This window comes from Clostridium pacaense, assembly GCF_020709765.2.
GTDB lineage: Bacteria > Bacillota > Clostridia > Lachnospirales > Lachnospiraceae > Enterocloster > Enterocloster hominis.
This window is the reverse complement of record NZ_JAJFEB020000010.1, coordinates 35,498-61,842: the sequence shown is the minus strand read 5'-3', so window position 1 is coordinate 61,842 and position 26,345 is coordinate 35,498. Positions and strand designations below refer to the sequence as shown.

At 49.2% G+C, this 26,345-nt stretch carries 19 protein-coding genes, 3 tRNA genes and 1 pseudogene; 17 read left to right on the top strand and 6 right to left on the bottom strand.

The annotated features are described in order from the left end of the window. Positions 1-118: 118 nt before the first annotated feature. From LK536_RS46460 to glgX, 7 genes are all read left to right on the top strand, one after another. On the top strand, positions 119-1,690 hold the full coding sequence (locus LK536_RS46460; RefSeq protein WP_227795703.1) for a serine/threonine protein kinase: 1,572 nt from the start codon (positions 119-121) through the stop codon (positions 1,688-1,690). Further along, the gene (locus LK536_RS46455; RefSeq protein WP_227795704.1) at positions 1,591-2,217 is read left to right on the top strand and encodes a hypothetical protein; all 627 of its coding nucleotides are present in this window, start codon (positions 1,591-1,593) and stop codon (positions 2,215-2,217) included. The genes LK536_RS46460 and LK536_RS46455 overlap by 100 nt, the downstream gene beginning before the upstream one ends. 94 nt (positions 2,218-2,311) lie before the next feature. Further along, a complete protein-coding gene (locus LK536_RS46450) occupies positions 2,312-2,578 on the top strand; it encodes a hypothetical protein (protein ID WP_025485227.1) in 267 nt (88 codons plus the stop codon). A 211-nt stretch (positions 2,579-2,789) separates the two neighbouring features. Beyond that, a complete protein-coding gene (locus LK536_RS46445; protein ID WP_227795705.1) occupies positions 2,790-4,472 on the top strand; it encodes a glycosyl hydrolase family 18 protein in 1,683 nt (560 codons plus the stop codon). A gap of 24 nt (positions 4,473-4,496) precedes the next feature. Further along, entirely contained in the window at positions 4,497-5,954 is a 1,458-nt protein-coding gene (locus LK536_RS46440) for a metallophosphoesterase (RefSeq protein ID WP_227795706.1), read from the top strand. Positions 5,955-6,020: 66 nt separating this feature from the next. Beyond that, positions 6,021-6,746: an N-acetylmuramoyl-L-alanine amidase gene (locus tag LK536_RS46435; protein ID WP_008720297.1), complete on the top strand. Its 726-nt coding sequence runs from the start codon at positions 6,021-6,023 to the stop codon at positions 6,744-6,746. A gap of 192 nt (positions 6,747-6,938) precedes the next feature. Next, positions 6,939-9,083: a glycogen debranching protein GlgX gene (gene glgX, locus LK536_RS46430; protein WP_331472135.1), complete on the top strand. Its 2,145-nt coding sequence runs from the start codon at positions 6,939-6,941 to the stop codon at positions 9,081-9,083. A 157-nt stretch (positions 9,084-9,240) separates the two neighbouring features. On the opposite strand, the gene LK536_RS46425 is transcribed toward glgX, so the two are convergent. From LK536_RS46425 to rpoN, 4 genes are all read right to left on the bottom strand, one after another. Beyond that, positions 9,241-9,312 (bottom strand) — tRNA-Gly (locus tag LK536_RS46425). Between the two features lie 22 nt (positions 9,313-9,334). After that, positions 9,335-9,405: transfer RNA gene (locus LK536_RS46420), tRNA-Gly, on the bottom strand. 24 nt (positions 9,406-9,429) lie between these two features. Next, positions 9,430-9,502, bottom strand: a tRNA-Phe gene (locus tag LK536_RS46415). A gap of 223 nt (positions 9,503-9,725) precedes the next feature. Then, positions 9,726-11,111 carry an RNA polymerase factor sigma-54 gene (gene rpoN, locus LK536_RS46410; protein ID WP_008720292.1) on the bottom strand — a complete coding sequence of 462 codons (1,386 nt, stop codon included), beginning with the start codon at positions 11,109-11,111 and terminating at the stop codon, positions 9,726-9,728. 283 nt (positions 11,112-11,394) lie between these two features. Between rpoN and LK536_RS46405 the strand changes: the two genes are divergently transcribed. After that, positions 11,395-12,813 (top strand): MBOAT family O-acyltransferase, encoded by a 1,419-nt coding sequence (locus LK536_RS46405; protein WP_008720290.1) that lies wholly within the window; start codon positions 11,395-11,397, stop codon positions 12,811-12,813. Here LK536_RS46405 and LK536_RS46400 read toward each other — a convergent pair. Next, positions 12,803-12,904: pseudogene (locus LK536_RS46400) on the bottom strand (DUF6783 domain-containing protein); the annotation flags it as partial. The gene LK536_RS46405 and the pseudogene LK536_RS46400 overlap by 11 nt on opposite strands. A 108-nt stretch (positions 12,905-13,012) precedes the next feature. Between LK536_RS46400 and LK536_RS46395 the strand changes: the two are divergent. The 8 genes from LK536_RS46395 (at position 13,013) to LK536_RS46360 (ending at position 22,465) form a co-directional block, all read left to right on the top strand. Next, on the top strand, positions 13,013-14,155 hold the full coding sequence (locus tag LK536_RS46395) for an alginate O-acetyltransferase AlgX-related protein (protein WP_227795707.1): 1,143 nt from the start codon (positions 13,013-13,015) through the stop codon (positions 14,153-14,155). Positions 14,156-14,180: 25 nt separating this feature from the next. Next, the gene (locus LK536_RS46390) at positions 14,181-15,323 is read left to right on the top strand and encodes an aldo/keto reductase (protein ID WP_227795708.1); all 1,143 of its coding nucleotides are present in this window, start codon (positions 14,181-14,183) and stop codon (positions 15,321-15,323) included. A 400-nt stretch (positions 15,324-15,723) separates the two neighbouring features. Next, complete coding sequence (locus LK536_RS46385) at positions 15,724-16,932, top strand: substrate-binding domain-containing protein (protein WP_227795709.1); 1,209 nt, start codon at positions 15,724-15,726, stop codon at positions 16,930-16,932. A 96-nt stretch (positions 16,933-17,028) separates the two neighbouring features. Next, the gene (locus LK536_RS46380) at positions 17,029-18,558 is read left to right on the top strand and encodes an ATP-binding cassette domain-containing protein (RefSeq protein ID WP_227795710.1); all 1,530 of its coding nucleotides are present in this window, start codon (positions 17,029-17,031) and stop codon (positions 18,556-18,558) included. A gap of 15 nt (positions 18,559-18,573) precedes the next feature. After that, positions 18,574-19,749 (top strand): multiple monosaccharide ABC transporter permease, encoded by a 1,176-nt coding sequence (gene mmsB, locus LK536_RS46375; RefSeq protein WP_227795711.1) that lies wholly within the window; start codon positions 18,574-18,576, stop codon positions 19,747-19,749. A gap of 7 nt (positions 19,750-19,756) precedes the next feature. Next, positions 19,757-20,656 carry an acetamidase/formamidase family protein gene (locus LK536_RS46370; protein ID WP_227795712.1) on the top strand — a complete coding sequence of 300 codons (900 nt, stop codon included), beginning with the start codon at positions 19,757-19,759 and terminating at the stop codon, positions 20,654-20,656. 21 nt (positions 20,657-20,677) lie between these two features. Continuing rightward, entirely contained in the window at positions 20,678-21,700 is a 1,023-nt protein-coding gene (locus LK536_RS46365) for a zinc-binding alcohol dehydrogenase family protein (protein WP_227795713.1), read from the top strand. Positions 21,701-21,805: 105 nt separating this feature from the next. Continuing rightward, entirely contained in the window at positions 21,806-22,465 is a 660-nt protein-coding gene (locus tag LK536_RS46360) for a GntR family transcriptional regulator (RefSeq protein WP_227795714.1), read from the top strand. A 314-nt stretch (positions 22,466-22,779) separates the two neighbouring features. Here the strand turns inward: LK536_RS46360 and LK536_RS46355 are convergent, their stop codons facing one another. Further along, positions 22,780-23,643 (bottom strand): YitT family protein, encoded by an 864-nt coding sequence (locus tag LK536_RS46355; RefSeq protein ID WP_025485238.1) that lies wholly within the window; start codon positions 23,641-23,643, stop codon positions 22,780-22,782. A 387-nt stretch (positions 23,644-24,030) separates the two neighbouring features. Between LK536_RS46355 and LK536_RS46350 the strand changes: the two genes are divergently transcribed. Next, positions 24,031-26,286 carry a ribonucleoside-diphosphate reductase subunit alpha gene (locus tag LK536_RS46350; protein ID WP_227795715.1) on the top strand — a complete coding sequence of 752 codons (2,256 nt, stop codon included), beginning with the start codon at positions 24,031-24,033 and terminating at the stop codon, positions 26,284-26,286. Positions 26,287-26,345 lie beyond the last annotated feature (59 nt).

The following is a 26,345-nucleotide window of genomic DNA, read 5'->3' as shown; positions in this document are numbered from 1 at the left end:
TACTCTTTTGAATTTTAATAAAAATTTTTGGAAAAAATACTTAGGAATAAGATAGAGGATATATCGACCATAGACGAATGACAAAAAATAGGTTAAAATCATGGAGTGAGATGAATCTGTGACAAAGGAGGGAAGGAAAAGGGACAGGATACTATTTGGCAAATACCGCCTGCTGCACAGACTGGGATCTGGGCGGTCGGGAACCGTCTGGCTGGCAGTTCATCTGGGCCTGGAAGAATACAGGGCAATCAAGTGCGTATCCAGGAAGTGTGCGGATTATGAAACGTTCCGCCGGGAGGCATTGATACTGAAGGAACTGCAGCATCCGGGAATCCCATTGATTTATGACCTGGAAGAAGATTCTGAATATTTTTATTTAATCGAGGAATTCCTGCAAGGGAACTCTCTTTACACCCTGGTTAAACATCAGGGCGCTCTTCAAGAGGCAGATGCAGTCCGTTATGGGATGCAGATCTGCGGACTTGTGGAATATATGCACTCTGCATATAAATTACCCATATTATATTTAGATTTACAACCGAACAATCTGATTATCTGCGACGGCACAGTAAAGCTGATTGATTTTGACCATGCTGCGCGCTATACCGACGCCAACCAGGAACGGCTAAGGTACGGCACAGCGGGATGCGCTGCCCCTGAGCAATATACTTCTGACCATATATTGGATCAAAGGACTGATATTTATGCCATTGGTGCGGTCCTCCGTTTCATGCTATGTGGAACCCTGAAGCAGGAGGCAGGCACGTCCAAGTCCATATCAGGACCGCTGCAGCGGATAATCGGAAAGTGTATGAGTCCTGACATGGACAAACGGTACGGTTCTGCCAAGGAAGCAGAGGCCGCACTGCGTATGCTCTGTGCCAGGGAAACGGCTGGGAATCAGGAAGGAATACCAGACTCATCTCTCATTATATATCTGGCAGGCATGAGACCAGGGGCAGGAGTGACCCATCTGGCATTTGGGCTGCTGCATTTCCTTACGGACCAGGGATGGAGCCCGTTGTATGAAGAGCATAACCATTCCCGGGCAGTACGGGAGCTTTCCGCCCATGTCTGTGCGCGTCCGGACGAAAAGGGGATTTATACAATCAAAGGCTGTAATATGAAGCCATGGTATGGACCCGCGGTCCGGTTGGACAGGCCTTTGGGATACCGTGTCATCCTCAGGGATTACGGGACAGACTGGAGCCAGCTTGCAAAGGATGCGGTGGACGGCATGGGAGTACTGGTTGCCGTGGCCGTGTCCAGTCCGTGGGAAAGGTGTTTTGTGGATTCCATGTCCTCCTTTATACAAACTGTCTGGAACCGGGATGGGAACCGGAGGACGGTTGTGGTGTTCCGCCACAGACAGGGCGGATATTGGAAATGGACCCTTAAGGACAGGTATCTGGATCATTCCAGGCAGCCATTGGATTGGAACAGGCTGCTGAAGCAGTCCATGGTGTTTGCCTCGCCGGAATATGATGATCCCTTTATGCAGCAGAAGGAAACGGAAGCATTTTTCAGGTCATTATGGAAGGCTGTGTCCGGCGGCAGGCCAGGGAACGTAAGGAAAGGCTGGCCAATGGGATGGAGAAGATTAAAAGAAGCCTTTTTAAACGCAGGCATGACCCGGCAGGAAGATGCAGGGTCACCGGCATCGCCGGGGCAGGGCGCGGGACAGGAGTAACCCATCTTTGCATACTGATGGCTAATTACCTTGCCAGTTCCCTGCAGCGCAGGACAGCTGTCCTGGATTGGAGCGGTCATGGGGACCTCATGTCCATGGCTTGCGCATCAGGGAGGAATAATGAAAAAAACGCAGATGCTGCGGTGTACGGATTCAGGATTCTCGGGGTGACATATTATACCCAGGGATCCCCAGGCGCCCTGGCCCGGTGTATGGAAGGGGATTTTGAAGACATCATCATTGATTTTGGGGAGATGAGGCCTTCCATACGGGATGAGTGGCTCAGGAGTACGGTTAAGATTATGACAGCGTCCCTTAGCGAGTGGAAAATAGAGGCATTTATGGAACTTTTAACAGGGGAAGAAGAGTGCGGTGCAGGGTGGATATATACGGCTGCCTTTGGCAGCGAGGACACCAGAAGGGAAATCGAAAGGCAGTTCAGTATTCCCCTAAGAAGAGTCCCTCTTTCAGTGGATGCCTTTTCCGTGGACTACAGGACGATGAAGTGGTTTGAGGGAATCCTGTAAAGATAAAGAAGCAGGCCGTCATGAATGGATATGTCACGAACTGCCTCCTGAAACAACGGCCTGTCTTTTAAATGCATCTGGTGGAGGGTACTTTATGGTTGGAAATATAGAATATGCGGACCGCAGGGAACATCAGAAAGTCTATCTGGATGGATTAAGGCGGTATAAAAACAAGGGAGTTCGTATACTGATTGATGGAAAAGAGTGTCCTGAGACAGAATGGGAACGCATATTTGAGATGGGGGAAGACGGTGGTTTCTATATGGGAGACTATATAGGGGCCGAACAGGGATGCCTGAAAGAGATACGTTTTGATAAAGTATATCTTTGTGACCCTCCCCAAAAGAAAAAAGGTGATTAGTATGAATTAGGGAGTTTTACCGGTACGCTGCCAAGGGTATCATCCCAAGCCTGTGCAGCCAAAGCCGGCAGCGTGCCTGTAGGACTCTTTCATAAGGGGTGGAATAAGAAGATTGTAATCCTCCATGACCGTAAATTGTAAATATTTAAATGTCCCATTCCTATTGTTTTGTGATAAAATAAAAACAATTATATGAGAACTGGAGGACAGGATGGGCAGAAGAAGAAAAGGTCATGGGTGCGCGGTTACGGTATTGGTCCTGCTGCTCCTTTTGATGGCGGCAGGCGGCGCCGGAGGTTATATTTATATCCGTAAATATATGCCGACCAGCGAACTGTCAGATAAGACAAAGGTGTTTGGGATTAAGGGCAGCCAGGTTGCCTTGCTATTAGATAATGAACTGCAGGAAGAAAAGGGTATTTACGAGGATGGACAGGTATATCTGCCGGTGGAATGGGTGAATGAATATCTGAACCAGCGTTTTTACTGGGACGAGGGCGAGAAGCTTCTGGTCTATGCCCTTCCGGAGTCCATTGTTTACGCGGATGAGGATGCACAGGGGGAAAAAGGCCCTCTTTTTAAGGTGACGGATGACGGCATGTATCTGTCTTTGGGCCTTGTGGTCAATTACACGGACATACGGACCCAGTCCTTTGCCACAAGCCAGATTAAGCGCGTGTTCATTGACACCCTGTGGGAGCCTTACGATACCGCGGTAATCAAGAAAGCAGGGCAGGTAAGGGAAAAGGGCGGGGTGAAAAGCCCAATCCTGACAGAGCTTGAGCAGGGAGAGACTGTGGATGTGCTGGAAACCATGGAAAAGTGGTCCAGGGTGCGTACGGAGGACGGCTATATCGGCTATATTGAGAACCGCAGGCTGGAAGCCCGGGAACAGGTAACGCCTCAGAGTTCCTTTGAAGCGCCGGTATACACAAGTATTTCCATGGATGAAAAGGTCCGCCTCGGCTTCCATCAGGTGACGCGCCAGGAGGCCAACAGTACCCTGGAAAGCTATGTGGCTGTTACAAAGGACATGAATGTGATTGTCCCCACCTGGTTCAATGTGATATCGGACGACGGCACCTATAACTCCCTGGCCAGCAAGGAGTACGTGGACAAAGCACATGGGATGGGGCTTCAGGTATGGGCCATGGTAGAAAACGTGAGTACGCAGGAAAGTGTGAAGAACCTTAACACCAAGACGCTTATGTCCTCTACCAGTACCCGCAGGAAGCTGATTGAGAATCTCATGAAGGAAGCCGATACCTATGGCTTTGACGGATTCAACCTGGATTTTGAAAGCCTGAAGGCAGAAGCAGGTCCCCACTATGTACAGTTCATCCGGGAACTGTCCGTGTCATGCAGACAGAAGGGGCTGGTGCTGTCAGTTGACAATTATGTCCCCTCCTCTTACTCTGCATTTTATAACAGGCGGGAACAGGGGATTGTAGCGGATTATGTAATCATCATGGGATATGACGAACATTATGCAGGAGGAGAAGCAGGCCCTGTTGCATCCATTTCCTATGTAAAGGACGGGATAGGGAATACTTTGAAGGAGGTTCCAAAGGAAAAGGTCATCAATGCCGTGCCTTTCTACACAAGGGTGTGGACGGTCAATGAAGGAAAGACCACATCCAAGGCTTACGGCATTGTGGACGCCAGGCAATGGGTTGCGGATAATCATGTGGAGCTGGCCTGGGATGAAGGGCTTGGACTGTCTTACGGAAGTACGGTTAACGGCAATGGGGAGCAATATATATGGATGGAAGATGAGAAGTCCATGGCCCTCAAGATTGGTCTGGTGAAGGATTTTGACCTGGCAGGCGTGGCGTGCTGGAAGCTTGGATTTGAATCATCTGACATATGGGACATTGTGTCAACGGTGAAATAGATAATATGAACCCGGGGGATGGATATGGGAAACAGGAAGTGGATTGCAGGGATTGTGACAGCAGCATTGATGGTGATGGCGGCCGGGTGCAGCAGCCAGACCGCTGTGGAGGAAAGCGTACAGACATCTGCCGGCAGGACAGAAGCGCCCTCCACCGAGGCGGAGGTTGTGAAGCCCACGGCGCCGAGCCCGTCGGAGATAGAGCCTTTTCCAGGAGCGGAAAAGGAGACAAAGGCCGAACCGCTGAAAGGCGGTAAACGGATTGTGGTGATGACGGATATCCATTATCTGGCTGAATCACTTACAGATGGAGGCGACATGTTCCAGTCCATGGTGGAGCATGGGGACGGTAAGCTGACCAACTATGTGTGGGAGATAACGGATGCAGCCTTTGAGGAAATCCAGCTTCTGAACCCGGATGTGCTGATCATCAGCGGGGATCTGAGCCTTCAGGGCGAAAAGAAAAGCCATGAGGAACTGGCCGGCAAGCTGGATTCGCTGGAGCGGGCAGGGATAACCGTTGTGGTGATTCCCGGCAACCACGACATCAATAACCCCAGCGCGGCCGTGTATTCAGGTGCGGACCGTTACCCGGCAGAACCCACCACGCCAGCGGACTTCGTAAGGATTTATAAGGAATTCGGTTACTCTGAGGCCAACAGCCGGGATACCAGTTCCCTGAGTTACACCTATGACCTGAGTCCGTCCATGAGGCTTTTGATGCTGGATACCTGCCAGTATGAGCCGCGTAACCGTGTGGGAGGCATGATTAAGACCGAAACATATGAATGGATTGACAGACAGCTGGAGACTGCCAATGAGGACGGTGTCATCCTTCTGCCCGTGGCCCACCACAACCTGTTGGAGGAGAGCAAGGTATATGTGGATGACTGTACCATTGAGCACAGCGAGGAGCTGATACAGAAGCTGGAAGGGGAGAACATCCCGCTGTTCCTCAGCGGTCATCTTCATGTGCAGCATTTCATGCGCAACAACAGCTTTGGAATCCATGAAATCGTAACCAGTTCCCTGAGCACGCCGCCCTGCCAGTATGGCGTCCTGGAATATATGGAGGATGAATCATTTTCCTACCATACCAGGCAGGTTGACATGGAAAAGTGGGCCAGGAGGCACAGGAGTACGGATGAGAACCTGTTGAATTTCAATACATACAGTCCCCCTACCCTGAACCGGATTTTCTACAATCAGGCATATGACGCCATGAAGGATTCGGCTGAGGAGGAGACGGGAAGCCTGTTCGTGAAGCTGTCAGAGACACAGAAACAGCAGATGTCCAAGGTATATGCGGATATCAATGCGGCCTGCTATGCGGGCAGGGCCTATGAGGTGGTGGAAGAGGCTGTGAAGCAGCCGGGATATGGGATGTGGCAGGAATATTGTTATCCGGCCATCCTGTACGAATATCTGGAATATATAGTGGAGGATGCGGTTAAGGACTATAACAGTCTGAGCGTGGAGTAAAAACAGGTCTTTTTCAGGTAGATGGGTGAATATACTGGATTAAAGGTTATGAAGGAGCACCCATTGATGAAGCAATCAGCATGGCAGACCGTGATGGGGATTCTCCTGCTGGGAATCGTGGCGCTTGTATCGTGGCAGGCCGGGACACTGGTGGCTGTCCAGAATGATAAGGCGGACGCTGACAAGGCAAGGCCCGTGGTGGTGATAGACGCGGGGCATGGCGGCAACGACCCCGGCAAGGTGGGAATTGACGGGCAGTTGGAAAAAGACATTAATCTAAAGATTGTAGAGCGGTTGAAAGCTTATCTGGAGGCATCCGATGTGAAGGTGGTGCTGACCAGGGACTCAGATCAGGGCCTTTACACCTCCGGCGACAGCCATAAGAAGATGGCGGATATGAGGAAACGCTGCGACGTGATTAATGAGGCAGTCCCTGACCTGGTTGTAAGCATACACCAGAACAGCTACCATGAGGAGTATGTGAACGGCGGGCAGGTATTCTATTATAAAACCTCAGAGAAGGGGAAATATCTGGCGGAAATCCTTCAGAAACGGTTTGATTATGTGCTGGGGGATGCCAATAAGCGCATGGCCAAGGCCAATGACAATTATTACCTTCTTCTCCATGTAAAACAGCCCATTGTCATAGTGGAATGCGGCTTCCTGAGCAATAAAAAGGAGGCGGCTAAACTGGAGCAGGAGGATTATCAGGACCGGATGGCATGGACCATCCATGTGGGTATCATGGAGTACCTGAATACGGTGGGAGGACAGAAAGCGCAGGGGAAATAGGCGGATAGACTGGGTATGGTGCGGTGTCGTGCCATACCCTTTTTGGAAATAAAGGTGTATCCTCCTTGCTATTGTCCTGTCTGCCACATATAATAAAAACAGGAATCTTTCAGCAGAGGCAGCGCATGTCATGACAGATGATGGACCATGAAATGCCAGATATCATGGTAAGTGTGCGGAAACGGAGGAAATATGGCACAGGAAACAGGAAGGATTACTTCGGCACAGGAAACGGGGAAATGTCCCCAGGTCAAGGAAACCCTTGTGGGGGCGGAAGGGGCCATCCATCTGGTTGCCATGGACCACATAGGCGGATATGCCGTGCGTCCCGGGTTTTACGATATATACGGGGCCACGGCAATACCGGGCGGCGTGAATTTCACCATCCATTCCCACCATGCCACGGGAGTGGAACTGCTTTTGTTCAGGCGGACCGAGGATAAGCCCTATGCAGTCCTGCCGTTTCCGGCCCATTACCGGATTGGGAATGTGTATTCCATGATTGTGTTCAGGCTGGATATCGGGGAATTTGAATATGCTTACCGGGTGGAAGGACCTTATGAGCCGGAAAAGGGCCTGATTTTCAACAGGGAAAAATACCTTCTGGATCCCTATGCCAAGGCCGTGACCGGACAGAGCCTGTGGGGACAGCCTTCCACTTTGGGGCAGCGCTATAAGGCCAGGGTGGTGAAGGATGATTTTGACTGGGGTGATAATCAGCAGCCCCTGCTTCCCATGGAGGACCTGATTATCTATGAGATGCATGTGAGGGGATATACAAAGCATGGTTCATCGGGGGTGGAATTTCCGGGCACATTTGAGGGGATAAAGGAGAAAATCCCTTATCTGGTGGAGCTGGGAGTCAATGCAGTGGAACTCATGCCCATATTCGAGTTTGACGAGATGCTGGATTACCGGGAAGTGGATGGGAAAAAGCTGTATAATTACTGGGGCTATAACACGGTCAGCTTTTTCTCGCCCAATACAAGCTACACGGCCAGCAAGGAGTACAACCGGGAGGGGAATGAATTAAAGCGTCTGATTCATTTGCTCAATGCCCATGGGATTGAGGTCTATCTGGACGTGGTGTTCAACCATACGGCCGAGGGCAATGAAAACGGTCCATTTTTCTCCTTTAAGGGTTTTGACAACAATATCTATTACATGCTGACCCCGGAAGGTTTTTACTACAACTTCAGCGGCTGCGGCAATACGCTGAACTGTAACCACCCCATTGTCCAGCAGCTGATAGTAAGCTGCCTGCGTTACTGGGTGACGGCTTACCGGGTGGATGGCTTCCGGTTTGACCTGGCTTCCATCCTGGGGCGCAATGAGGACGGCTCACCCATGGAAAAGCCGCCGCTTCTGCAGCAGCTGGCATTTGACCCCATCCTGGGGGACGTGAAGCTGATTGCAGAGGCATGGGATGCAGGGGGATTATACCAGGTGGGGAAGTTTCCTTCCTGGAACCGCTGGGCAGAGTGGAACGGCCGTTACCGGGATGATATCCGCAGGTACCTGAAAGGGGATGAAGGCGCGGCAGCCGCCGCGGCCCTGCGTATTGCAGGTTCCAGCGACATATATGATCCCTCTGTCCGTGAGAATGCATCCGTGAACTTCATTACCTGCCATGACGGTTTTACCTTGTATGATTTATACTCTTACAATGAAAAGCACAATGAGAGCAATGGATGGGATAATACCGATGGCAGCAATGACAATCACAGCTGGAACTGCGGGGCGGAGGGGGAGACAAGGGACGAGGCGGTCAATACCCTGAGGAGGCGGATGATACGCAACGCCTGTGCGGTACTAATGTGCAGCAGGGGAATCCCCATGTTCCTGGCAGGGGATGAGTTTGGCAATACGCAGTTTGGAAACAATAACCCCTATTGCCATGACGATGAGGTGTCCTGGCTGGATTGGGGCCTTCTGGAAAAGAACCAGGACATATTCCGGTTCTTCAAGTTCATGATACATTTCCGTAAGGAGCATCCGGTGCTGCGTTCTAATATAAGCGACGGATTTGGAGGGCTTCCGGATATCAGCTTCCATGGCACAAGTCCATGGGTTGAAGGATTTTCCGGTTATGACAGGTACATCGGTGTCATGATGGCAGGCCAGGAGGATGGGAAGCAGCCGGAGACAGTCTATATTGCCAGCAATGCGTACTGGGAACAGCTGGAGGCAGTGCTTCCTCAATTGCCGGATGGCATGGAATGGTTCCGGGCGGTCAATACGTGGGATGCACAAGTCAGGGAGTCCGGGCCTGTGGAGCCAGGATTTGTGATTCCGCCAAGGACGGTGATGGTCTTTTGCGGCCGGGTGAAGGGATAGAGGGAAAAGGATAGGTGGGAAACAGATAGAGGGGAAAGGATAGATGGCCCGATTCCCATCTGGACAGAATAGGAAGTGTCTACAACTGTCTACATCATTCTGGAGAACGCAAAGGCTGGAATCCTTTGTAAATCAAGGGATTCCAGCCAATAAAAAAAGCGCGAGACGGGATTCGAACCCGCGACCCTCGCCTTGGCAAGGCGATACTCCACCACTGAGCCACTCGCGCATATATAACTGATTCAGTTAAAAGCAGGTGATGGGAATCGAACCCACGTATCTAGCTTGGAAGGCTAGTGTTCTACCATTGAACTACACCTGCATTCTGCTGATATGATCTCAGCAGTGCCCAGAGCCGGAATCGAACCAGCGACACGAGGATTTTCAGTCCTCTGCTCTACCAACTGAGCTATCTGGGCATCTATCCGCAGATTCTGATGAACAATCCTGTTCTTCTTTATCATGCCGACAACGCTAATATTTTACCCAGTTTTTGCCCAATTGTCAAGTGAAAATACAAAAAATTATTTTTTATTTTTACCTTTTTCAGATGATGGATTGAAACACTGACTATCCGCTTTGACGGGAGACAGTTAAAAACCGCGGGGAAGCAATGGTTTTCCCCGCGGCCATGCACGCCTGTCACACATATTCCTTCCGTCCGCTGGCATCTGCAATCCCTTCTTCTTCGCGGTATTTGGCAACCGTCCTTCTGGAGATGGAGATACCGCGTTCAGCCAGCTTTTCGCCCAGCAGGCGGTCGCTGTAGGGCTTTTTCTTATCTTCGGCGTCTATGATTTCCCGTAGCGCCCGTTTGATGTCCGCGGCAGTGACGGCGGAGGCGTTATCCGGGTCAGCGGTATTTTCCTGGACAGAGACTTTGCGGGAGAAGAAAAAGTTCATAGGGTATACGCCCCAGGAACACTGGAGGTACTTCTTGCTTACAGCCCTGCTGACCGTGGACTCATGGATGTCCAGTTCCTGCGCAATGTCAGCCAGCTTCAGGGGCGCCAGATGGGAGGGACCGTAGGTAAAGAAGCCTTCCTGATGTTCCAGGATGGATTTGGAAACCTGCATCAGGGTCTTTCCCCTCTGGGTCACGCACTGCCTCACCCATTCCGCCTGGCGGATCTTGTTGCTCAGGTATTCCTTCAGTTCGGCAGAATCGGGGTTGCGGTTCATCTGGCTGTAGTAACTGTTAATCTCTATATTCGGGTACATGGACTCATTGAGAAGTATGTCAAAATGTTCCTTGAATTTAACAATGGTCACGTCCGGTATGATGTATCTGAGCTTTTCCCTGCTGCTGAAGGAGACTCCGGGTTTGGGGTTCAGCGACTTGATGATCTGGCAGTATCCGGCGGCCTCGGCCTGGGACAGGTGCAGCTTCCTTGCAATGGCGGGAATCTGGTTCCTGGCCACCATTTCCAGGCAGCCATTAATGATGGAACTGAGGACAGGGGTCAGCATCTGGCGCCGTTCCAGCTGAAGCGACAGGCATTCCTCCAGGTTCCTGGCGCAGACGCCTGCCGGGTCCAGCTGCTGGAGGGTATATAAAAGTCTTTCCACCACAGACAGGTCGGTCTGAAAGTAAGAAGCGATATCCTCCACGCCCTCCCCCAGGTAGCCTTTGTTGTCCAGGGATTCCAGCATGAATTTAATCATGTCGGTTTCCAGGCTTGAAAACTCCTCGGTAACCAGCTGGGACCACAGGTAATCCTGTAAGGTCTCGCCGTCGTCCGTGTTGATGTTCCAGCTGTTCTTAAAATCATAATCATCGTCATTATTCTGTCTCTGATAGAGGTAATAGTTCTCTTCATTAAAGGAATTCAGCCACTGCTGTTCCTCAATCGATTCCTTCTGCTGATTCCCGGCAGGAGGCTCCACGATATCAATCACAGGATTTTCCAATGCCAATTCATTAATATAGGTATTCAGCTCCTGAGAGGTCATCTGCAGAATCTCAGCCGACTGTATCATCCGCTGGGACAGGGTCTGTGTCTGCTTAACCTGCAGTTTTAAATCCATAACACTTCCTTCTTTCATCTTAAGTCCAATGTTTTTTTGACCATACAATTATATCACAGAAGCCTGTCCAGCACAATCAAAGACTTGAGATGCTTCAGCTATCCAGGTTCATGCCTTGCCATGGTTTTTAGATATCCGTTGATTGGAACAGAATGATATGGTAGGATAATAGTACGGATTCAGCCCCGCCCTTCTGGATGGGGATTCCATGTACGCATACCCAGGCAGTTTTGGACATTCATTCCCGCCTGGGCACGCCTAAAAAAAGGAGGATTCTCCCGCCATGCTGTTCAGTTCAATGATATTTTTATGGCTGTTTCTGCCATGTGTCCTGATTCTCAACTTAATACTTCCCCCCAGGACCGGAAACTGGTTCATGATTGCAGCCGGATTTATATTCTATGCCTGGGGTGAACAGGAGTACATCTGGGTGTTGCTGCTATCCCTTCTGGTCAATTACTGTGGCGCGCGGCTCATGGGGAAGGCTGCGGATTCACGGTCTCAAGGCTTTGGGTGCCGTCCCGCCGTCCTAATCCTGCTTCTGGTATTTAACCTGGGCTTTCTGGGATATTTTAAATATTTTGATTTTTTTACGGACCTACTGGGGAAATTGTCCGGCAGGCAGATCATGGCCCCCAGGAACCTGCTTCTGCCCATTGGCATATCTTTTTATACCTTTCAGATGATTTCTTATGTCATCGATGTATACAGGGGGGATATACCGGCTGAAAGCCGCCTGTCCCACCTGGCGCTGTATATTTTATTTTTTCCGAAAATGATCCAGGGGCCTATTGTCCGCTATGGGGGCTTTGACGCATGTATCCATGACCGCCGTGTGACGCCTGAGACATTTGCCTACGGGGCCAGGCGCTTTATCTATGGACTTTCCAAGAAACTGATTCTTGCAAACCAGTTCGGAAGTGTGGTGGATAAGGTACTTTCCCATCCCATAGAGCAGATCAGCGGAGGGCTGGGCTGGTACATCGGGATTCTCTATACCCTTCAGATTTATTTTGATTTTTCAGGGTATTCCGATATGGCGGTGGGGCTGGGGAAAATGCTTGGCTTTAATCTGCCGGAGAATTTCAATTACCCGTATCTGGCGCGGAATGTGGGGGAGTTCTGGCGCAGGTGGCACATTTCCCTGTCCAGCTGGTTTAAGGACTACCTGTATATTCCGTTAGGCGGAAGCAGGAAGGGAACCATGCGCACCTGCCTGAACCTGATGATTGTATTCCTTTGCACCGGTTTCTGGCATGGGGCCGGGCTGTCCTTCATTGCCTGGGGCCTGTACTATGGCGTCCTGCAGGTGGCGGAACGGCTTTTCCTGAAAAAACGCCTGGAACATTTACCAGGAATCATAAGTTTCCTGTATATGTTCTTTGTCACGGTCATCGGATGGACCATGTTCCGGGCGGATTCCCTTACAAGAGGGGTCATGCTTCTTGGGCAGATGTTTGCCATGAGACCGGGGGTTTATGACATTTCCATGTTCATGACACATAAAACAACGGTATTCATGATGATTGGAATCGTGCTTTGCGGCCCGGCCCAGGCCCTGGCGCCAGGACTTAGGCGCCATATGACGGATGAGGAAGGCATTTCCCTTATGGAGGGAGCGGGGCTGATCCTGCTGTTTGCATACAGCATCGCGGTGGCTGTGGGCAGTACATATAATCCATTCATTTATTTCAGGTTTTAGGGCGTGTTTGAAAATTGCTTTCCGTTAGCTGTGCGTCCCACTTTGTGGGAGATTTGGTCCCGATGAGGGAGGCGTAGCGGGCTACGTTGACCGAATTGGGACCAAATATGCCGCGAAGTGGGGCGTGCAGATGGCGGGAATGAATTTTCAAACAGGCCCCAGGGCTTTTGGCCCAGTCCGGCAGGGAGGTTGGCATTGGATGAATAAGCGGATGAAAGCATACATAGTTTCAGGCATGTTCCTGGCAATGATGGTGCTGCCACGTATTCTGTTCATTCCCTTGAAGGGATATGTGGATACGGAAAATTATGAGAACCGGGTTTATCAGGAGAAACCTGTGCTGGACATACAGGGACTTTCCCGGTATCCCGGCCTTTATGATGCTTACTTTAACGACCATCTGGCTTTTAAGAACCCACTGGTGGCATTTGTGAAGCTGGCGGATATACGGGTGTTTGGCGAGGTGTCCTCGGATGCGGTGCTCATGGGGAAGGACGGGTGGATGTTTTATAAGTTAAAGGGGGAAATGGAGGACAGTCTGGCGGATTACCAGGGAACCAACCATTATTCAGAAGGACAGCTGGAGCAGTTTGCCGGTTTTTTGCGGTCGGCGGACAGGAATCTTGACAGCCGGGGAATAAAATTCATTTTATATATTGTCCCCAACAAGGAGCAGGTGTATAGTGAATACATGCCGTCTTCCATTAAGGTGGTGAATGAGGAATCCAGGGCGGACCTTTTATACGCCTATCTTAAGGAACATACGGATGCCGATGTGTATTATCCGCTGGAGTCATTCAGGCAGGCCAGCCAGAACTGGTGCCAGATTTACCGCAAATACGATACCCATTGGAATGATATGGGCGCCTTCCTGGCAGCGCGGATGCTGATTACGGATATCAACCATGAAAAATTCGGCCCGGAGTCCTACATGGGATATACCATAGAGGACAGGGGAACTTTCAGCGGGGATTTGGCCGTCATGCTGAACCTTCAGAAATATTATGATGACGACCCGTTCCTGAAGGTGGCGGACTACCGTGAGGATATCACCTATTCCCTGGACTTCCAGAACCAGAGGGAGACAGTCACCCGTTACATTTCCGATGTACAGGATGAGGAACGGAACGTTCTTATATTCAGGGATTCCTTCGGCGTCCATATGGCGGAGTACTTTGCAAAGGAATATCCCCAGGTGACACTGATGGATTACCGTACGGAAGACTGCGCCGCCGCTGTCAGGGAGCTTAAGCCGGATGTTGTGGTGATTGAGGTGGCGGAGCGGTATACGGACTATATGTTTGGGCTGCTGGAAAGCCTGGGGACCATGGAGTGGGAATGATTTACTAATAAAGGAGGATTTTATCATGCAATACAGGACAATGAGGTTTCAGAAGGCTGAGGACAAGGTATCCCTGCTTGGGTTTGGATGCATGCGCTTTCCCAAGACGGAAAGCGGGGACATTGACCAGGAAAGGGCTGGGAAGATGCTGGACACGGCCCTGAAGGCCGGCGTGAATTACATAGACACGGCGTATCCCTACCACGATGGGGAGAGCGAGCCGTTCCTGGGGCGGATACTGGCAAAGTATGCAAGGGATTCTTATTATCTGGCAACCAAGCTGCCTGTATGGCTGGTTAATACGGCGGATGAGGCGCAGGCTGTGTTCGATGAGCAGCTGGACCGCCTTCAGGTCAGCTATGTGGATTATTACCTGTTCCATGCCCTGAACCGTGAACGCTGGGAGAAGCTTAAAGGTTCCGGTATCATTGAGTGGGCGCAGCAGTTAAAACAGGAAGGGAAGATCCGCCATCTTGGATTCTCGTTCCATGATGATTATGAGGTTTTCAGGGAAATCATCACCTACAGGCAGTGGGATTTCTGCCAGATCCAGTATAATTACATGGACAGGAACATCCAGGCAGGGGACCGGGGATATAAACTGGCAAGCAAGATGGGGATTCCCGTTATTGTCATGGAACCTGTAAAAGGCGGCATGCTGTCCGGGCTTCCCGGGGATGCGCAGGCAATCCTTGAGGCAGCAGATCCCGGGCGTTCCCCTGCGTCCTGGGCCCTGCGCTGGGTGGGCAGCCATCCTAGCGTGAAGCTGGTATTAAGCGGCATGTCCTCCGAGGAACAGCTGGAGGATAATATAAATACCTTCAGCCCCTTCGTACCCTTGAGCAGGGAAGAGGAAAATATCATTGAACAGGCAGCTCAGACCATACGGACGCGCATTAAGAACGGCTGCACGGCCTGCCGCTACTGCATGCCCTGCCCTGCCGGAGTGGATATACCGGGGAATTTCGCGATATGGAATGAAAAAGCCATGTATGATGTTGAGGAAAGGGCCAGGAAGGCGTTTAAGGAAAAACAGGAAGCCGGCGCCGGGGCAGACCTGTGTATCCAGTGCGGGAAATGCGAGAAGGTCTGTCCTCAGGGGATTGGGATAAGGAAGGATCTGGCGGCTTTGGCGGCTGAGCTGGGAGATGGGAATGCGGCGGATTAGCTGGTAGTTTGTTGCTTTTTTAAGCATGTCCTTGTGTGAGGGCAGGTAAATATAGGAAGAGCGGTTATCTGGAATACGATGCTGGTTTCTTCCTTATGTTTGGATAAATAAGGGTTTTGAAGACTGTAGGTGCATTTCTTAGCTCCAAAATCCTTATTTATTTAAAACATAAGAAAGAACCAGATGCCGTATGCCAGATGGCCGCTCTTTGTGTTTTAAAAAGAAGGAGATTATTAAAGTTTAAATTGTGCATTAAATATAATTAATTTTAAAACATATAAAAATAAATATACAAACTAACTAAAAATATAGTTGACAAAGCGACTATATAGAGCTATACTCCTTATATAAACATGTTGTATACATGATAGGTACATTTAATATCCAAAGGAGGAAGCGTATGAAGAAATTGGCAGCATTATTGATGGCAGTGGTAATGTGTTCAAACGTATTGGCAGGATGTTCCGGCAATGCGAAACCAGTGGAAGCATCAGCAGAGTCAACCACAGCAAAAGCAACGGCGGCAGCAAATGACACTGAAGAAACAAAGGAGAAACAAGAAGCGCAGACAGAGGCAGCCAAGGGTGAGGTTCAATATGACATTAAACCGGGGGATAAGGTTGGAATGTCCATGACGGACAAATCGGAACAGCGCTGGGTAATGGATGGGGAGAAGATGAAAGAATGTCTGGCAGAGAAAGGATTTGAGCTGGACCTTCAGTATGCGAAATTGGAACCACAGACACAGATTGCGCAGATTGAAAATATGATTACAACCGGATGTAAGGCCATCATCGTGGTGCCGGTAGACAGCGGCTCACTTGGAGCTGTCTTGAAGAAAGCAAAGGAAGCAGGTGTACTGGTCATTAACTATGATTTGATGGTGCTTAATACACCTGACGTTGATTACTACATTGGCTTTGACAACAAGCAGGTAGGAAAAATCCAAGCTGAATATATCATTGACCGGCTGGGGCTGAAAGAGGGAAAAGGACCGTTCAATATTGAGATTTTTGCCGGAAGCTTGGATGAGGTCAACGCATATTGGTACTATGAAGAAGCCATGAAATTACTTCAGCCCTATATTGATAATGGACAGCTGGTAGTGAGAAGTGGTCAGACTGAGATTGAGAAGGTTACCATTCAGGGTTGGGCTCCGGAAAAGACATCTGCCAGAATGGAGAATCTAGTAACGACCTATTATTCAAATGGAGAGTCTTTGGATGCAGTTCTGGTTCCGGCAGATTCCATTGGTGTTCCTCTGGGCAATACGCTTAAGAATATCGGTTATGGCACCGCAGATAAGCCAATGCCCATTATTACAGGAAATAACGGTAATCCTTCCGCCATACAATCCATTTTGGCAGGACAGATGTCAATGTCCATTTTTAAGGATACAAGAAACCTTGCTCAGAGGACCGCAGATGTAATCGAGGCTATTTCAAAAGGTGAGGAACTTGTTCCAGATGATACTACCACATTTGATAACGGTGTAATTACTATTCCTGCATTTTTATATGGCATGGAGGTAATTGATAAGGATAACTGGAAAGAACTTACCATTGATAGCGGCTATTATACGGAAGAACAGCTTAACATTAAACAGTAACAGACTTTCCCCTGCCCGCCCTGCTGGTATACCTCCTTGTAAAGGTATATTGGAAAACAGGGCGGGCAGAATCAGATTTGGAGAGGAGGGTGCAGCTTGTCAGAGTTTTTATTGGAGATGGAAGGCATTTCAAAAGAGTTTTCCGGTGTAAAGGCACTGAAAAATGTAGATTTGAATGTAAAAAAAGGTGAGATTCTGGCCCTTGTGGGAGAAAATGGAGCCGGTAAATCCACACTCATGAACATATTGAGTGGGACGTATCCTTATGGAAGCTATACCGGGTCCATTATTTTTGATGGCAGACCGTGCGGGTTCCATTTCATAAAGGACAGCGAGAAAAAGGGGATTGTAATCATCCATCAGGAACTTGCCCTAATCCCGTATATGTCCATAGCAGAAAATATCTTTCTGGGAAATGAAAGAAAGCGGTGTGGAATTGTCAATTGGTCAGCAACTATGTTTGAGGCGGGGAAGTATTTGAAACAGGTTTCTTTAAATGACAATCCTGCTACGCTGGTTAAGGACATAGGGGTAGGGAAACAACAGCTGGTGGAGATTGCGAGAGCTTTAGCAAAAGATGTGAGGCTTCTGATACTGGATGAACCGACAGCAGCATTGAACGAACGGGATTCCATGAATCTGCTCAACTTGCTTTTGGAACTGAAAAAGTCAGGTATGACTTCCATTATCATATCCCATAAGCTGAATGAGGTCTGCTATGTAGCTGACCGTATCACTGTCATACGGGACGGCACTACCATTGAAACATTAGACAGGAATGATGCTGCGTTTTCTGAGGAGCGTATTATTAAGGGAATGGTGGGCAGGGAACTGACGGAGAGGTTCCCAAAGCGGGATGCCCATATAGGTGACAGGATTTTTGAGGTTAACGGATGGAATGCGTATCACCCTGTCTATACAGAACGCAGGGTAGTACGGGATGTGAATCTATATGTGAAAAAAGGAGAAGTGGTAGGCCTTTACGGATTGATGGGGGCGGGCAGGACAGAGTTGGCCATGAGTATATTTGGCAGGTCCTATGGTTGTAAAATTACTGGACAGATAAAAAAGAATGGCATTGCAATCAACGTACATAATGTTGTTGACGCCATTAAGAATAAAATCGCATATATCCCTGAGGATAGAAAGGAATTGGGGTTGAATCTGATTGGTGATATTAAGATGAATGTCTCAAGTGCCGGTCTGAGTAAAATTGCAAGGCATACTTTGGTAGATAATGACAGGGATGTGTTGGTGGCGGAGGAGTACTGCAGGAAACTGGATATAAAGTGCTCCGGAATCCGGCAGAAGGCAGGAAACCTGTCCGGAGGAAACCAGCAGAAGGTAGTATTGGCCAAATGGATATTTACGGAACCTGAGATTCTTCTTCTGGATGAGCCTACCCGTGGTGTGGATGTGGGTGCTAAGTATGAGATTTATTCAATTATCAATAGGCTGGTAGAGGGAGGAGCCGGTGCATTGTTTATATCGTCAGATTTGACAGAGATATTAGGTATGTGTGATCGGGTATACATTATGAATGAGGGAAGAATTACAGGAGAGTTGGATGCGGCAGAGGCGACACAGGCTAAAATAATGCAGAATATTGTTTCTGATCAGGGGTAGAAGAGAGGTGCACCGATGAAGGAATTAATGGAACTTATTAAAAGTAATATGAAACAATACACCATGATAATCGTACTGATATGTATTACGGCCTTTTTTCAGTTTGCCACGGGAGGTATTCTTCTATTGCCACAGAATGTGGCAAATCTGGTACAGCAGAACGCATATGTGGTTATTCTTGCAGTGGGCATGATGATATGTATCCTGACAGGCGGCAATATTGATTTATCAGTAGGTTCCCTGGTAGCATTTATTGGAGCCATGTGCGGTTCCCTGATGATTGGAAAGGGAATGAACATGTGGCTGGTCATAATTCTGTGCTTTGGCGTTGCGGTATTGGCAGGCGCGTGGCACGGATTCTGGATTGCCCAGTTTGGGATTCCCGCTTTTATTGCCACGCTGTCGGGAATGCTGGTATTTCGAGGACTTACATACTATATTTTAAAAGGTCAGACCTATTTCTCCTATCCGGATCAGTTCCTGGCCCTGACTACAGGATTCATTAAGGATTATATTGGCGGAGAGGGTTCGTCTATCCATATAACCACAATAGTAATCGGTGTAGGTGCGGTGGCTATATATATTATCTCAGAAATGCTGAAACGGAGGCAGCAGAAAAAGTACGGTCTGGGTATGCTGTCCCTGAAATTTTTTGTGGCAAAGCTGATTCTTCTTTCTGGGGTCATACTTGCATTTTCAGTCATAATGGCTATGTATAAGGGGATGCCCATTGTCCTGGTCCCAGTAGTGGTTATCGTGATAGTGTATAGTTTTATCATGAATAATACAGTAGGCGGACGGTATGTGTATGCTTTGGGAGGCAACCAAAAGGCGGCCCATTTGTCGGGCATACATGATAAGAAGGTCCTGTTCCTGACCTATGTGAATATGGCGTTCCTGGCGGCAATTGCCGGATTGGTATTCACGGCACGCCTGAATGCGGCATCTCCAAAAGCCGGTGAGAGCTTTGAACTGGATGCCATTGCAGCCTGTTATATTGGAGGCGCATCGGCAACAGGCGGTGTGGGTACTATTATTGGAGCTTTGATTGGAGCACTTGTAATGGGACTTCTGAATAATGGGATGTCAATCCTCGGTGTGGAGATTGATATCCAGATGGTGGTTAAGGGACTGGTATTGCTGTTGGCGGTTGTCATTGATATCATTCAGAAAAACAGGGTGAGGGGGTAAAAGAAGTATGTTTATCAGCGATGATCATATTTTTTATGAGTTTTCAAAAGATAATAAACCGGTATTGACTATACGGTCAGGAGATACAGTAGAGTTTGAGACAAAGGACTGTCTGTCAAATGTGCTGGAAGAGGAAGGAAGGCGTCTGGAGGAGACGTCCTTTGACAAGGATAAGGTAAATCCGGCAACAGGCCCTGTGTACATAGAGGGAGCCCTGCCAGGCGATACGCTGGAGATAAAAATAGAAAAAATCCGGTTCAAGGATAGGGCGGTCATAACATGCCAGGCCGAATACGGGGTAATCGGAAAATATTTTACTGAGACCACCTACAGAATAACACCTATTGAAGGCGATGAGCTTACCTTTGCCAACCGGTTGAAGTTAAAGCTGGACCCCATGGTGGGCGTACTGGGGGTAACGCCGGAGGGAGACCCGGTTCCTACGGGTATGCTGGGGAGATTTGGTGGCAATATGGACAATACCATGATGCGTGAGGGCGCCACTTTATTCCTCCCTGTATTTGTTGAGGGAGCACTGGCAGCTGTGGGCGATGTGCATGCAAGGATGGGGGATGGGGAGATAAACTGTTCTGCAATTGAGGCGCCTGCTTTTGTTACATTGACTTTTAAAGTAAGAAAAGACTTGAAAATACAAAATCCTATATTGGTGACTAATGAGCATTTTTGTACGATTTCCAGCGAGGAGAGCCTGGATTGCGCGGCGGATACATGTGTAGATGAGATGGCCCTGATTTTGAAGGACAGGATGGATATGGCATTTGATGATATTTCCATGCTGATGTCGGCCGTCGGCCATCTGCAGATATGTCAGACTGTAAGCCCACTGAAGACAGCCAGATACCTGATGCCTTTGGATGTGCTGAAAAGCTGTGGATTTAGTTTCTGACTGAATGGAGGGGAGTCTTGAATGAATCGACGGATTGTTATCGAAGAACCAGGCAAAGTAGTGCTGAGAGAGTCTGAAATGCCCAAGCGGCAGCCAGGAGAGGCGTTGCTGAAAGTTTTATATGGCGGTATCTGTGGTTCGGATTTAAACAGCTATAGAGGTATGTCACCGTATGTCACTTATCCCAGGACACCTGGCCATGAATTTTCTGCTGAAATTATGGAGATTGATGAGAACCCGGAAGGACTTACAGCCGGTACTGTTGTGACAGCCAATCCGTATTTTAACTGCGGGCACTGCTATTCCTGCCAAAGAGGACTGGTGAACTGCTGTACGACAAATCAGACCATGGGAGTGCAGAGGGAAGGCGCATTTGCGCAATATATCACAATGCCTGTGGAGCGTTTATATGATAGCCAGGGACTGGATGCCAGGACATTAGCGCTGATTGAGCCGTTCTGTATAGGCTATCACGGGGTCAGACGGGCAGCGCCAAAACAGGGGGAACATATACTGATTGTGGGCGCAGGCACCATAGGTCTGATGGCAGCCATAGCTGCAAAGGAATTTGGTGCGGTGGTTACAGTATGTGATATTTCGGAAAAAAAGGCGGAGGACGCCCTGCGGTTTGGGGCGGACCACTGCTTTGTCAACAGCAGCCGGGAGGAACTTGAAAGGCAGACCAGGCTGATTACTGGGGAAAACGGTTTTGATATTACGGTTGAGGCCGTAGGACTTCCTGCTACATTTCAAAATTGTATTGACGCTGCCTCCTTTGGAGCCAGGGTGGTCCTGATTGGGGTAAGCAAGGATACGCTGGATTTCAATTTTACAATGATACAGAAGAAAGAACTGGTTATTATTGGTTCCAGAAATGCAGTAAAGAAGGATTTTCAGGAAACTATCCGGTTTGTAAAGAAGAGTGGCATGGATTTATTAAAGATAGTTACCAATATCTATACAATGGAAGAGTGCGGAAAAGCATTCTCTGATTTTGATAAAAATGCGGGAACCATGCTAAAGGTAATTATTGAATTTGTCTAAAGGTTTCTTGACAATGGGGGGAAGTTTTAATATAGTGGAAAGAGGGCAGATGAAAAAGTTTCCATAAATATAGCGAAAGAAAAAGAAACGGACAGTGATGATAATATGAATAACCAGAATTTAAGAGATAAAGCATATGAAGTGATTAAAGAAAAAATATCAAATTGTGAATATCAGCCTGGCCAGTTTCTGATTGAATCTGAGTTGATGAAAGAGGTAGGAAGCAGCAGGACACCGGTCCGCGAGGCGCTTAATAAGCTGGAACAGGAACGGCTTTTGAAAATCATGCCTAAGAGAGGAATCTATGTCAATGATATTACCTTGGGCCTGGTTAATGAAATCTTCGAAGTCAGATTGTTGGTGGAACCATATATCATCCAGTGTTATGGCAAGAATATTTCAAAAGACCTTCTAAGGCAGCAGAGGGAGCTTCTGGCTTCTGGTGGGGCTGCGGAGAATGCTGTACTCTTTGCCAGGGACAGGGATTTGCATCAGCTGATTGTCAACTCCAGTTGTAATGAATATATGATTACTCTTATGAATCAGATTTACACACAGAACCATCGGCTCCGCGTCATGACAGGCCAGAAGATAGAAAGCCGGTTGAAGGTTACCCAGGAGGAACATCTGGCTATCTGTGACTGCCTTCTTGCAGATGATATTAATCAAGCTGCAAAGCTTATGCAGGTTCATTTGATGAATTCTAAGACAGCATCTGTTAATGTGATGCTGAATACGAATTCCAAGATGGGGATGGGGTCTTGAAATGGGGAGTTTGGATGGAATTGGGAGTGAATGCTCCAAGTGCATGCATTTACCCGCTATATACCACGGCTTTTACGTTTCATATATCCACATCAGGGAGAAAAGACTGGTTGGCTCAGATAATGCCAGTACCCGCGAAAGATTTCCTGTTAGGTGGATTCAAAAATCAATTTAGAAATTAAAAAACAGTGTGCAGGGGCATAGCATCGTAGCCTGGCACACTGTTCTTGTTTTTACGCTTCCTGTTTTTCTCTTTTCTTTAATTTTGAAATATGTGCTTATCTCCCCGCCTCCCTGCTCCATCACATCCCGGCTCAATTCGTCAAAAACCCTTTCCCGATAATCTCGCTGGAATTCGATATCAGCATAAACGCCGTAGGCTCAATCCCGCGTATATAGTTGCGCAGCTTCAGGGCCTGGCTGCGCTTCATGGTGGTCATGATGACGGTCTTTTCGTTATGGGAAAATGCTCCCTGCGCGTGGTAGACCGTAGCGCTTCTGTGCAGCGTGTTAATGATGTAGTCACAGATGGGGTCCGGGTTATCACATATGATATTGAAACATTTGCATAGGTTGATGTTCTGGATGACATCGTCAATCACAAGGGACTTGGCCGCAAGGCCAATGGTGGAGAACAGCCCTGTCTCCGGCCCGAATATAAAGAAGGAGGAAGCCACGGCAGCCACGTCCACCAGCATGAGGACGGTTCCGATATTAAGGCTGGTGTGCTTTTTTAATATCATGGCAATGATATCGGTCCCTCCGCTGGACGCCCCGATATTAAACAGGATGGCGGTGCCCACGGCCGGAAGGAAGATTGCAAACAAAAGCTCCAGCAGAGGTTCTTCTGTCAGGGGCCGGGCCAGGGGGCAGATGCGCTCCAGCATGGAAAGGCTGACCGACATAAGCATACTGGCATAAACCGTCTTAAGTCCGAACCCTTTTCCAAGGAAAATAAAGCCCAGCAGGAGCAGGGCCGTGTTCACAATGAATGTGAAATCGCCTGCAGACCAGCGGGTTGCCTCGCTGACCACGGTGGAAAAGCCTGTCACACCTCCAAATGCAAAATGATTTGGAAATTTGAAAAAGTAAATCCCCACTACCATAATCCAGATACTTAAAGTAATGACACCATACTCGGCGGCCATGCGCCAGAATGGATTTTTCAGTTCTTTCATAATCCCTGCTTCCCGGACGCAGTTACGCAGGCCGGAAAGTTTACCCCCTTTGCGGTTTTGCCGCATTGATATTATCAGTCCAACCATATAATAAGCGGAAAGGGCCACAAGTGCAATCACATTTTTTGCTGAAATAGCTACAACCATGGGGCTGTAGCAAAAGGCGGGAGGAGGGGGATTCCCGGGATATCCGGGAGGGGGATATAAGGGAAATATGGAATTTGGTAAATTTGGGTAAAACACAGCATTTTGGGTATTTTTGTATAAATTCAGCTTGTAACCACAAGATATATGGTTTATAATGGGAACCGTGGCTCTGAAACGCGGCTGGTATCTGTGCGGTAAGGGTTATGTATGGAAGGAACATAAGGAGATAATAATGAGATTATGAATGATACGTATATAAACGCGGTGGTCCATGGGACCGGGAATCCGGGGCTTATGGAATGCCTTAGGGGAATAGAACGGGATTTTACAGGTGAAGGCTATGGGCTGGAGCTTTTATTTGAGCGCAGCAGGGCATTTGAAAAAGCGCATATGACTGCGGAGGAACACATGGAGGCGCTTATCAGGTCCGCGGCGGAGCTGACCTCCAGGGAGGCGCCAAGGTGGGAGTTTGCAGCGGCCAGATTGAGGTATTGCCAGTTTGAACAGGAAGTAAAGGAGCGTCTTGGTACACTGGGCATTGTCTCCCTCTATGATAAGCTTAAATACCTGACAGACCAGGGGCTTTACGGGGCGTATATCCTGGAGAACTACAGCAGGGAGGAAATTGCACAGGCCCAGGGATTCATCCGTGAGGAGCGCAACTGCCTGTTCACCTATGCGGGGCTGGACCTGCTGCTGAAGCGCTATGTGATTCAGGACCGTGAGCGCCATGGCCTGGAGACGCCCCAGGAAATGTATCTTGGGATTGCGCTGCACCTGGCCATGAAGGAAAAGAAAAATGTCAGGATGGAGTGGGTGCGCCGGTTCTATGACATGCTCAGCCAGATAAAGGCCACCATGGCTACCCCCACCCTTTCCAATGCCAGGAAGCCATACCACCAGCTTTCCAGCTGCTTCATCGATACGGTGCCGGACAGCCTGGAGGGAATCTACCGAAGTGTGGATAACTTTGCCCAGGTCAGCAAATTCGGTGGAGGAATGGGCCTGTATTTTGGAAAGGTAAGGGCAACCGGCAGCAGCATACGCGGTTTTAAGGGAGCTGCGGGCGGGGTAATCCGCTGGATAAAACTGGTCAATGACACAGCCGTGGCCGTGGACCAGCTGGGGATGCGCCAGGGCGCTGCCGCGGTTTATCTGGACGCCTGGCATAAGGACCTGCCTGAGTTCCTTCAGCTGAGGACGAATAACGGGGACGACAGGATGAAGGCCCATGATATCTTCCCGGGGGTCTGTTACCCGGACCTGTTCTGGAAGCTTGCAGAGGAAAGCCTGGACCAGGACTGGTATCTCATGTGTCCTCATGAGATAGAGGCGGTCAAAGGTTACTGCCTGGAGGATTCCTATGGAGAGGAGTGGGAGGAACGGTACTGGGACTGCGTGAGGGACCAGCGCATTTCCAAACGCACGGTTCTGTTAAAGGATGTGGTGAGACTGATCCTTAAATCGGCAGTGGAAACAGGAACGCCCTTTGCCTTTAACCGCGATATAGTGAACAGGGCCAATCCCAACAGCCATAAGGGAATGATATACTGTTCCAACCTCTGCACCGAGATTGCCCAGAACATGTCGCCTGTGGAATCCGTGTCAACGGAAATCCTGAACCGGGAGGGCGACACCGTAATCGTGAACACCACCAGGCCGGGTGATTTTGTGGTGTGCAACCTGGCAAGCCTCTGCCTTGGCAATATCGATGTGACCAGCGACAGCGAGGTGGAGGAGATTGTGTCCACTGCCGTGCGTGCGCTGGATAATGTGATTGACCTGAACTTTTATCCCCTTCCCTACGCAAAAGTGACCAACGCACGCTACCGGAGCATCGGCCTGGGGGTCAGCGGGTATCATCATATGCTGGCAAAGCACAGGATCAGGTGGGAAAGCGAAGAGCACCTTGCATTTGCAGACCAGGTGTTTGAGCGGATTAATTATGCGGCCATCCGGGCCAGCAGCGCGCTGGGCGCGGAAAAGGGAAGCTATGAATATTTCCAGGGCAGCCAATGGCAGTCAGGGGAGTATTTTAAAAAGAGGGGATATGAAGGCGGACGATGGGATGGGCTGGCCGCGCAGGTGGCCGCACAGGGGATGCGCAATGCATGGCTGATGGCGGTGGCTCCTACCAGCAGCACCAGCATCCTGTCCGGGACAACCGCCGGCCTGGATCCTGTGATGAAGCGTTTCTTCCTGGAGGAAAAGAAAAATTCCATCATGCCAAGGGTGGCGCCTGAGCTGGATATAAGTACCTTCTGGCTGTATAAAAGCGCATACACCATTGACCAGACCTATACGGTGCGGGCAGCCGGGGTGCGCCAGCGCCACATCGACCAGGCACAGAGCGTGAACCTGTATATTACCAACGAATATACCATGCGCCAGCTGTTAAACCTCTATATCCTGGCCTGGGAACAGGGCGTCAAGACCATCTATTATGTGCGCAGCCAGTCGCTGGAGGTGGAGGAGTGCGAGAGCTGTTCCAGCTGAGTGCGGCAGGCTGGTGCGCAGTCCCAAGATTCATATACCATTATTAATAAGGAGCACGA